4 protein-coding genes are annotated in these 10823 nt (G+C 57.1%); all 4 read left to right on the top strand.

Annotation, left to right across the window (positions count from 1 at the left end; genetic code table 11):
- On the top strand, positions 1-3196 hold a 3196-nt coding region (locus tag AQR02_RS19620), incomplete at its 5' end, for an Ig-like domain-containing protein (RefSeq protein WP_054941918.1).
- Between the two features lie 203 nt (positions 3197-3399).
- Positions 3400-4080, top strand: coding sequence for a hypothetical protein (locus AQR02_RS19615; protein ID WP_054941917.1), 681 nt, complete (start codon positions 3400-3402; stop codon positions 4078-4080).
- Positions 4073-8185, top strand: coding sequence for a glycoside hydrolase family 2 protein (locus tag AQR02_RS19610; protein ID WP_054941916.1), 4113 nt, complete (start codon positions 4073-4075; stop codon positions 8183-8185). Before AQR02_RS19615 ends, AQR02_RS19610 begins: the two co-directional genes overlap by 8 nt.
- 31 nt (positions 8186-8216) lie before the next feature.
- Positions 8217-10610, top strand: a complete 2394-nt coding sequence (locus AQR02_RS19605; protein WP_054941915.1) for a GH36-type glycosyl hydrolase domain-containing protein — start codon at positions 8217-8219, stop codon at positions 10608-10610.
- Positions 10611-10823 lie beyond the last annotated feature (213 nt).

The raw sequence follows: 10823 nt of genomic DNA, 5'->3' as shown, positions 1-10823 counted from the left end.
GGGCATGACACTGGCCCGCTGGCCCAACGAAAGCACAGTACAAATGGATGAAATTCTAGATCCGGGGCCGACGCGGAAGGATCCGAACGGGGAAGTGCATACGCGCGGAGGCACCTTCACGTATACGTATGACCGGCCGCAGTACTGGACACAGGCGGACGACATCTGGCTGGACGGCATTTTTGGCTACAGCTGGGAATGGTCGTACAACAAAATTGCTTCGATCGATACAGCCGCCAAAAGCATCACGCTCCGTTACGGGGAAATGAGCGGCCTCTTCAAAAACTGGTATCCGGATTTTCATTTTGCGCAAAATCTGCTCGAGGAAATTGATATGCCCGGTGAATATTATATCGACCGCCAGGCCGGCAAGCTGTATTTCCTGCCGAACGCCGAGTTTGCAGCAGCGGACCCGGATATTGAAGTGACGATGCTGAAGACACCGATGATCAACGCGCTGGATGCATCATACATCGATTTCTCCGAGCTGGTGCTGGAGAACGGCCGCGATTCGGCAGCTGTGTTCATGGGCGGAAGTCACATGCGGATCCTGAACAGCGAAATCCGCAACTTCACCAACAGCGGTGTGCTGGTCAATACGCAGAGCCGGTTTTATTACAATATTTTCGACGGAGCACCGGGCACGGACCACGCCATCATCAGCACCCACATTCATCATATCGGAGGTACTGCCGTCACGCTGGCGGGGGGCAACAAAACAACGCTGCAGCCGGGAAATAATTCCGTGGAAAATTCGCATATCCATGATTTTGCCTACTATCACAAAGCCTATAATCCCGGGGTTCTACTGTCAGGTGTCGGCAACCGGATGTCGCATAATGAGCTGCATGATGCGCCTCATCCCGGCGTGCTGATCTTCGGCAACGACCATGCCGTGGAGTATAACGAAATTTATGATGTATGTACAACCTTCTCCGACCTTGGTGCCATCTACATGAATGCGGGTGAGCAGCCACATGAGCGGGGTACTGTCATCAGGCGTAACTACTTTCACAACATCGGCGAAACCAAAGCCGGGGTGGAAGGGGTATATCCCGACAATTTCACCATGGGACTTACTATCGACGAAAATATCTTTTACAAAATGGGCAATTCGGCCATTAAAAACAACGGCGGTGCGCATATTCTGACCCGCAACAATATTTTTATCGACAGCAAGGTTCCCTATGACTACGCGGATATGTTTCTCGGCGATGAGCCGGATGATCAGGTGCCGCTGAATTACATGCCGAAGTGGCAGGCGCTGTTTGCGGCTAACAACAATTTCACAGGAACACCTTATATGACCAAATACCCTGAGCTGGCGAATTTCTTCACGGAGAACCGTTATTATCCTGACACCAATACGTTTCAGGGGAATGTTGTCTATAATCCGTCGCTGCCGCGCAGCGTAACGACCAATGTATATGGGGCATACGACAAATTCGGGCTGGTTCAGTATGCAGATAACTGGGTGACTACGGAGGATCCCGGCTTCACCAATCTGGCGGGCGGTGACCTGTCGCTCCGGCCCGATGCGGAAGTATTCGCTGCCATACCCGGGTTCCCTGACATTCCATTCGCAGAAATCGGCCTAACCGGTAAAGCAGGCACGACGGCAGGTCCTACAAGCCATCCGATTCAGGGGGTGGTCGCTTATGACAGTGAAATCACCGTGGACCGCTGGAAAACGGTAAAGCTGCAGACAGCAGTACTTCCGTGGAACGCAGATAATCCCGCTCTGACCTTCACCTCAGCCGATCCCGGCATCGCGGTTGTGGATGGCGCAGGTATAGTCACCGGCCAAGCAGCCGGCAACACGGTCATCACCGTGGCATCGGCGGAAAATCCGCTGCTGACAGCTACGGTTAGTGTCACGGTAGAAGCGGGCGACGGTGTGATGGATTTCACGGATTTCGAATCCGGCGCAAACGGCTGGGTCCAGGACGGGAACCGCAGCATAGTGAAGCTGGACGGCAACCGCTGGTACAAGGTGCTGAATGGAGCCTCGGCGCTCAGTCCTAAAAGCTTCTCTGATTACGAGCTGAGCTTTCGGCTGAAGACCCCCGAGACGATGGGGAATAATGTGACTCTGTATATCTTTGACCGCCAGGCCGGCAGCGGCTCCAGCCGGATTGGCTACAAGACGCGGGCAGACGGCAGCTCCGCCTGGCTGCTCTATAATTCAGCCTGGACAGTGCTGAAGGAGGTGAAGCTGCCTGGACACGACCTCCAGCCGAATACGGAATATGCGGTCAAAATGCTCGTTAAGGGCGGTGACATCAGCGTCTACCTGGATGGAGATTTTCGCCTGAAGGGCAATGATCCGGGACACAATGCGGAAGGTAAAGTCGGCTTCTACGTCAGCAATGTCAGCCATATGCTGTTCGATGACATTCAGTTCAAGGCACCGACTACCGAACTTGCCGGAATCATCCCGGCAGAGAGTAGCGTGCGTCTCGCCGCCGGGGAACAGCGGCAATTGCAGCTGGCTTTTGATCCGTCGGATACACCCGAGACGGGCGTTACCTGGCAGTCGGCCAACCCGGCGGTGGCTACGGTGAACAGTACGGGAGTGGTTGAGGCAGTTTACGAAGGGCAGACCGTCATTTCGGCCGTATCAACGGTAAATCCGCTCATTAAAGCGGACATTGCAATAACGGTCTCCAATATCATGCATGAGACAGACTTTGAGAACGGGGGGAACGGCTGGCCGGTAGACCCGAACCGCAGCATCGCGGCTGATCCGGACGGGAACCGCCGCTATAAGCTTCTGAACGGGGCGACTGCTTTACTCGACCGCAGCTTTACATCTTATCAGCTGGATTTCGTGCTAAAGACACCGTCTGTGATGCCTGATAATGGTATCCTGTACATCTTCGACCGTCAGGACAGCACCGGCTCCACCCGGATCGGTTACCGCACCCGGGCAGACGGAACCTCGGCCTGGATCCTGTATAACACAGCCTGGCAGAAGCTTACCGAGACAGTCCTCCCGGGACATGACCTGTTGCCGGACACGGAGTATGCGGTGAAGGTAACGGCCAAGAATGGCGATATCTCCGTATTTGTGGACGGTTCACCAAGGCTGTCCGGCAGCGATCCGGGCCACCGGCCTTCCGGTAAAGTCGGCTTCTACACCAGCGGCTTCGCCTATATGCTGTTCGACGACATTACTTTCACGGTCATGCCTTAAATCTTCGTGAGCGCTCTTCCTGCGGGGAGGGCGCTTTTGCGGTTAACGGTGGGTTGGGAATGCTCTAGAAGAAGTAGGGAAACAGGCTGGAAACGAGTAGTAGGCGCATGTCGTTATCATGCTAAACAAGGTCGCCATCGTCAAGGCGGGGGCAGTTTGTATGCGGTAACATGAGAATGAACCAAACGATAGGGAGGTGTGGCATGAAGCGCTGTTTATACAGAGCGGAGGGGCCGGAAGGCGGGGAAGCGGCTGCTTTTTTCCGCAGCCGGGAGATCTCACTTCCGCTAACTGAAGCCATGAAGCGGCTGCAAGTAGACCATTTAAGCCTGTTTGCCTGCAGCAGCCAGCTGTTTCTTTATTATGAATGTGCGGAATCACCGGTTCCGCCGGAAACTTTACTGCCGGGAGCCTCGGAGCAGCTTGCGGTTTGGCCCGGAGGGGCTAAAGGGCGCCGCTGGGTGCCCCTGACGGATATTTTTCATTACCAGCGTCCAGTTTCAGCGCAGCACTGGGAGCGCCGCAGCATTGAAGGCAAGCCCTATGGACGAATTGCCTTACTGAAGCCTGAGGAGGCAGCCAGCTACATTTATTACCACTTCCAATACCAGGAGGAACGGCCGGGCGACGGCGATAAATACGGCATTATTGGCCTCCATGAAAATGTGCTGTTTTTTTATGCAGAGCAGCCGGCTACCCGGGAGCCTGTCCCTTATGAAGGAAAACTGAAGACATCCCTTCGTCCGGACAACTGGGCGGAGGTGATGGAGCCGCATTTTATCAAATGGGAAGGAGCGCCTGCGGGCCAGGAGCTTTGGCGACCGCTTACACTGGTTCTCGAAGTCTGCTCCTTTGCCGGAAAGCTGGGAATAAGAGATGCGTAATTTGTTATGTCTAAACGGGGAATGGGATTTCATGCCCCTCTACGATCAGCCAGAGTGCCGCAGGCTTCCCGAAAGACTGATGTATGAAGCCCGCAAGGTACAGGTACCCTCCAGCTGGAGGAGAACCTATCCGCTGCCGTATGGCAAAAGCTTCGGCAAAATCCCGGAGTATGCGTATGCTCCGTTTGACCTGCACGATTATCCCCAGGAGTGGGATGCCGCTGAAGCGGGTATTCTGCACCGGAGCTTCCGTGTCCCGGAGTCTATGGCCGGGCAGCGGATTGTTCTGCGGCTGGACGGTATTATGCAGAAGGCCGTCATTTATGTGGACCGGCAGGAGGTCGGCGTCTGGGAAGACGGGTATCTGCCGCTGAGACTCGACATTACCTCTATGGTGGAACAGGGGCGTGAGCATCAGCTGCATGTGGTGTGCGGAGGATTTGATACCGTGACGCTGCCCGGCGGCATGTCCAAAATCACCGGGCTTATGGGCTCCTGGTATGGAAGAATCAGCCGGGGGATCTGGCAGGACGTGTATCTGGAGGGTTACCCCTTGCTGACGCTGGAGGACGTAACGATCCGTACTTCCGTGAGGGAAGGGCGGATCGAAGTGCAGGCGGTTGCTGCCGGGACAGACACAGCAGCTGTCCGCGGTCCACTTACGGTAAAGCTGAGCATATGGGAAAAAGGCGTGCTAAAGCAGTCTGCAGAGGGAATAGAGACGGAACGTTATATATTAGAAGCCGAATCCAATCCGGTATTGTCTGCGGAGTGCGCGGCTGAACACGTGGATGCCTCCGCAGCGGAGAAGCTTAGACTGTGTGAGAACATGCGGGGCGGGGAAGTATATCGCGCTTCATTCCATCTGGACTGGAGCAGCGCCAAGCTGTGGAGCCCGGATGAGCCGTTTCTGTACAGTGCAGTGCTGGAGCTGCTCGAAGACGGGGAGGTTATTGACCGGCATGCTGTAGTTTTCGGCTTCCGGGAATTCTGGTGCGAAGGCCCGCAGTTCATATTAAACGGCATACCGGTCAATCTGCGCGGTGACTCCTGGCATTTTCAGGGCGGACTGCAGATGACGGAAGCCTACATCCGCAACTGGTACCGCATCTGCCGCGCGGTTGGTGTCAACAGTATCCGGCTGCATGCGGAGCCGTACCCTGCCGATTATCTGCGCATCGCTGATGAAGAGGGAATGCTCCTAATCGATGAAACCGCGATATACGGCTCCGGCAAATCGATGTCGGCCGACCATCCCGCTTATGTAGAGAACTGCCGCCAGCATGTGCGGCGGCTGGTGCAGCGCGACAAAAACCATCCGTCTGTTATTCTCTGGAGCCTGCAGAATGAAATGCGCTGGGTGGACGGACGGGACGGCTTCAAAGAGCATATGCCCGGCCTGATGGCCGAGATCCGCGGGCTTGATACTACACGCGCGATAATTGCCGAAGGGGACAACCGTCTGCTGCCAAAAGAACATACCGAAGTGGAAAGCCGTCATTACAACATCGACGGCACGATCAGCCAGTGGGACCGGACAGTTCCGCTGACTTTCGGGGAACACGGCGGCTGGTGGTATATTTGCCCGCAGAACAGCAGCATGTACACCGGCCTGCAGGCTTACCGCGGTACAGATGAAAGCACAGCGGGGCTGGCGCTGAAGGAGCGGATGTTTGTGGAGTACGCCAGACGGCAGGGGGTGTCCGGCATTTCCACCTTTAATTTCGCCCATTATTTCATGCAGGCGATGCCGGAGCGGGACATTGTCCTGCCGCCTTCGGACACGGACACCGCCGGAGTGAAGCCGAGGGTCATCCCGTCTTATTCGCTGTCGATTAATAACGGAATGCTGCCCGAGGAGTATCCGCTGTACTCCCCTAATCCGGCTTTTGCCATTATGGCAGAGGCGTTCAAGCCGGCAACGATCATCGCTGCCGAATATAACAGCTGCTTCTATGACGATAAGCCGGTTGCCCGCAGCTTCGACGTATACAACGACACGTTGTCTACGCAGGAAGTCAGGGCGGAATTTATTATCCGGCAGGGCGGGAAGACCGTGTATGAGCAAAGCTTCGACTTCGTTCAACCTCCTGCCGGGCATCAGATTATTCAACTGGAATGGATGCCGGCCTCTGCGGCTGAAGGCGGGCAGGCCGTGCTGACAGCGCTGCTGTTCCATAGCGGGCGGCAGGTGCATGAGCTGCGCCAGGACTACAGGCTCATGCCAGCAAGTCTGCTGAGCGTGCCGGTGAATATACAGCGGCGGTCGGCCTATTGGGGAGCGGACTGCGATTTCGTAGCGATCGGCCGGCTTGTTCCAGGCTGCGAAAGGATAGAACGTTCCCGGATAGCTGAGCTTGCAGCCGATTATCTGCTCATTGTCGGCAGCCGGGCGGAGGATGGTGACGGCACACTGGAGGCGCTGCTGAAGGCATTTGCCGCGCGGGGCGGCCGGCTGCTGCTGCTGGAGCAGAACCAGCTGTCGCTAGGCAAGCTGCCGCTCTCGCGGCGGCCCTTCCTCCGTGCTCATGCCGGCAGCTACCGGCACCCGGTACTGGAGGGACTTGGCGACAGGGACCTGATGTTCTGGCATGAGAAGCTGCATGAAGAGGGGCCGGAGCCGATCATCCACGCAGCCTTCGAGAAGCCGGCGGCAGGTGATTTCACCCTGCTGCTGGAGTGCAGCTCCGGCGATTTCGGAGACGGCGGCGATCTGTGGTCGCCGCTGCTGGAGTACCGCAGCGGCGAGGGCATGTTCCTGGCCAATCAGCTGGAGCTGATGGCCAGTCTGGAGCAGGTTCCGCAGGCCTGCCTGCTGCTGCGGAACCTGCTGGCCTACGCCGGCGGTGCGGAGCACGCCGGGGCTAAGGCCCGGCCCGCGGCAGCGCTGGTGCGCCGCGGCGGGCAGGCCGCAGCTTTCCTTGCGAAGCTGCGGCTGCGGTACACGGCGCTGGACCCAGCAGCGCCGGAATGGTCCGGTGCGCCGGGCATTGCCGCGCGCGCCGGGCTGCAGGACTTCGGCCTGATCGTGGCCGAAGCCTGCATGCTCGAGACGCCGGGAGCAGCGGAAGCGCTCCGGCGCCATGCCGAAGCCGGCGGGCAGGTGCTGCTCCTGCCGGCGGAGGAACGCCAGCAGGCGGCGCTTGCCCGCCTGCTGGACCGTCCCGTGCGTGTGGTACCGCACGAGACGTATCACTTGGCGGCGGACTATGCCTACGCCGCCGTGCAGGGCTTCAGCCCTGTCGACCTGTTCGGGTTCGACAAGGTGTTCCTGTCGCCGCGGGAGGTCAAGAACCGCGTACTGGCAGCCGACAGCCTGGAGATTCAAGGCGCCGGTGCGCTCTGTACGAGCGTCGAAGGCACGGCCTGGAAGGATTATTTTGTGCATGGCTACACGTCCGAATACAGCCGTCTGGCACTGGTGGAGCTGAACCGCAGAAACGCCCGGCCCTCTGGAACCTTCCTGGCGGAAGCTAAGATTGGTGCAGGTGCTGTGCTTTGCTCCCAGCTGTTAGCAGACCCGGAGAGTGAGAAGGCGCTTCGCCTGTATACCCGCTTGCTGGCTAATCTGGGCGCGTCCTTTGATGACGGTCTATTGGACAGCGTGAAGGGGGACGGGGAGTGGGCCGTGGAAACGATGATGGCGCTGTCTTGTCCGCCCCATGTCGATTATGGTGAGATGAAGGCTTATTATACCGATCCGGCATTTTCTTTGAATAATCTGGGGGAAGGCCTTTACGGCTGGATGCAGAAGAAAGAGCGGCGTTCTGGTGAGGGTACATTGCGCATCGCGGATGCAGGATCTGCTCCCTGGTTTCTGAGCTGCTTCGTGCAGGTTCCGGAAAAAGAGGGGGCTGCCGGGCAGCTTCACCGGGGACGACTGCGCATTAGCACAGAAGTAGCTTATGAGATTTATCTGAACGGTGCCCTGGTGAATGAGCCGGAGCGGGAGCTTACCCTGCAGACCGGTCTTAACCGGCTGATTGCGATCGTGCACGGAACGGGCGGAGACCTGACATTCGGACTGACCTTTCTGAACGAAGACGGCACTTATATGAAAGGCCTCGAATACCGTCTGACCCTGGATGAAGTCGAGCCTAAATAAGCCATTACCATCATAAAGGAGCTGAAGCCCAGTGAAAGCCGAGCTTATCAAATATACGGATCCGAAAGATTACTATACCTTCAGGGACGAAGAGAAGGAGGTGGAATTTAAGCGGCATGAGTTGCCGACGCCATGGATGAACTATCTGTCGAACGGTACCTTCCACACCATGATGTCGCATGCGGGCGGCGGTGTAGCTTTTTACAAGTCGCCCCAGATCTGGCGGATTACGCGCTACCGGTTCTTCCACCTGCCGATGGACCGTTCAGGCCCGTATATCTATGTACAGAACGCGGAAACAGGCCGTTACTGGTGCCCGACCAGCGAACCCGCTTTAGAGAAACCGGAGGTGTGGAAGAGTGCCCACGGCATGGGTTATACGCGCTTCGAAGCGAGCCAGGGCGGTATAGCGGCGCAAACGGTGTATTTTGTCGGGCCCTATGAGAATTCGCTGATCTGGAATCTGACCCTGACCAATCAGGGCAGTGCACCGCAGGAGTTGAAGGTCTACGCTTACGCCGAATTTGGCATGATGGAATTTATGCGTGAGCTGCAGTGGCAGTGCTACAACAAACATCAGGTTTCGGTGCAATATCATGAAGCGGAGGGACTGGTGTACCGGTACGGGGTCGAAAATCAGCCGAAGCCGGAGGAGACGCCGCTCGTCTATCTGGCTGCGGATACGCCGCTTGCCGGCTATGACGGCGACCGCGAGGAATTTATCGGCAGCTACCGCAGTGAATCGGATCCGTCGGCGATTGAGAACGGCGCCTGCACCGGATCGACGCTGATGGGCGGCGATCCGTGCGGTGCGCTGCAGTTCAATCTTACGCTGCAGCCGGGCGAGAGCCGCACGATCAATGTATTTCTTGGGACTGCAGCAGATGAGGGAGACGTTGCGCGGGCAATTGCCCGCTCCCGGGAAGCCGGATTCGTAGAATCCTCTTTCCTGGCGCTTAAAGAGAACTGGTCCAGCTACCTTGGCGCCTGGGAGAGCCGGCTGCCGGACAAGGATGCCGAGCGGATGATCAACATCTGGAATCCGTACCAGGCGCACCGCAACTTTCTGTTTTCGCGCAACATTTCGTTTTATGCCACCGGCACATTCCGTGGCGTCGGCTACCGGGACACCGCGCAGGATATTTTGGCTGTCGTGCCCTTCGATACGGAGCTCGCCTTTGACAAGCTGAAGCTCCTGCTCGGACAGCAGTACAAGGACGGGCATGTGAACCATTACTTTTTTCCGAACGAAGGCTGGGACCCGGTAACGAGCATCCACTCTGATGATCATTTGTGGACTGCGCTGGCGGCATGGGATTTGCTGGCAGAAACCGGGGATGCTGCTTTTTTGAAGACTCTAGTACCTTACTATGACGGCGGCGAGGGAGCGGTATATGAGCATTTGAAGGCTGCGGTTGATTTCACCGCGTCCCAGCTCGGCTCACGCGGCTTCCCGCTGATGCTGCGCTCGGACTGGAATGACCAGCTGTTCCGGGTATGCCGGGAAGGGCGGGGGGAAAGTATCTGGACGTCGATGCAGCTTGGAACAGTACTGCTGCGGATGGTTGATCTTGCCTTAGCTGGCGGGCACCCTGAGGATTCCGCCCGGTATGAAGCCATGTATGAGAGTCAGCGTAAGCTGGTTAACAGCATCGGCTGGGATGGACGCTGGTTCCGGCGGGCCATCATGGACGACGGAAGGTTCCTTGGCAGTGACGAACACGACGAGGCCAAAATCTGGCTCAACGCCCAGACCTGGGCCACGATGTCAGGCATGGCGGACCCTGATAAGGGCCTGCAGGCTATGGACAGCGTGCGTGAAATGCTGGACACAGAGCTCGGCATCAAAAAAATCCATCCCTCCATCACCAGCTTTCCCGACCCTGCCGACCCTTTGACCAATTACAACAAGGGTACGGGGGAGAACGGGGCGGTATTCTGCCACGCCAACACCTGGGCGATTATCGCGGAATGCATGCTTGGCCGGGGGGATCTGGCGTACAAATATTACCGCCAGCTGCTGCCGAATGTAGCCATGGATAAGGCAGGCTTGTGGCGGTACAAAGCGGAGCCATATGTCTATGCCTCCAATCTGTTCGGGCCGGAGTCCGACAAATTTGGTCTCGCCAATGTCTCCTGGTTAACCGGTACGGCTGCCTGGATGTATGTTGCTGTTACCCAATATATCCTGGGGGTGAAGCCGGTGCTCGAAGGCCTGTCCATCGACCCCTGTATTCCTGCAGATTGGGAAGGGTTTACGGTAAAGCGGCGTTTCAGGGGCTGTGTCTATGACATCAATGTTACGAATACCAGCAGGGTCTGCAAAGGCGTCAAGAAAATCACCGTCGACGGAGAACCGGTAGAGGGCAACATTCTGCCCGCTTATCCCGGACGATCATCGGTCAAGGTTGAGGTCATTTTATAGACAAGGTTTTATAGCCGAAACCTTTCTATAGTAATCCAGAGGACTCCATGGTCACCTGAGTGCACAGCAAATCGCCCTTTTACAACACCGGCAGCGGAATCAACGGTAAAATTCCCGTTGATTCCGCTGCCGGCGGGCAGAACGAGAGAATCAACGGTAAAAGTCCCGTTGATTCCGCTGCCGGCGGGCTGAACGAGAGAATCAACGGTAAAA

It is taken from the genome of Paenibacillus ihuae (assembly GCF_001368795.1).
Classification (GTDB): Bacteria; Bacillota; Bacilli; order Paenibacillales; family Paenibacillaceae; genus Paenibacillus_AQ; species Paenibacillus_AQ ihuae.
Note: the sequence above shows the minus strand (reverse complement) of the source record. Positions and strands in the feature narration are given on the sequence as shown.

Excerpts from the sequence above, each read along its gene's own strand:
- AQR02_RS19610 (WP_054941916.1), top strand. The coding sequence starts at position 4,073 with ATGCGTAATTTGTTATGTCTAAACGGGGAATGGGATTTCATGCCCCTC.
- AQR02_RS19615 (WP_054941917.1), top strand. The coding sequence starts at position 3,400 with ATGAAGCGCTGTTTATACAGAGCGGAGGGGCCGGAAGGCGGGGAAGCG.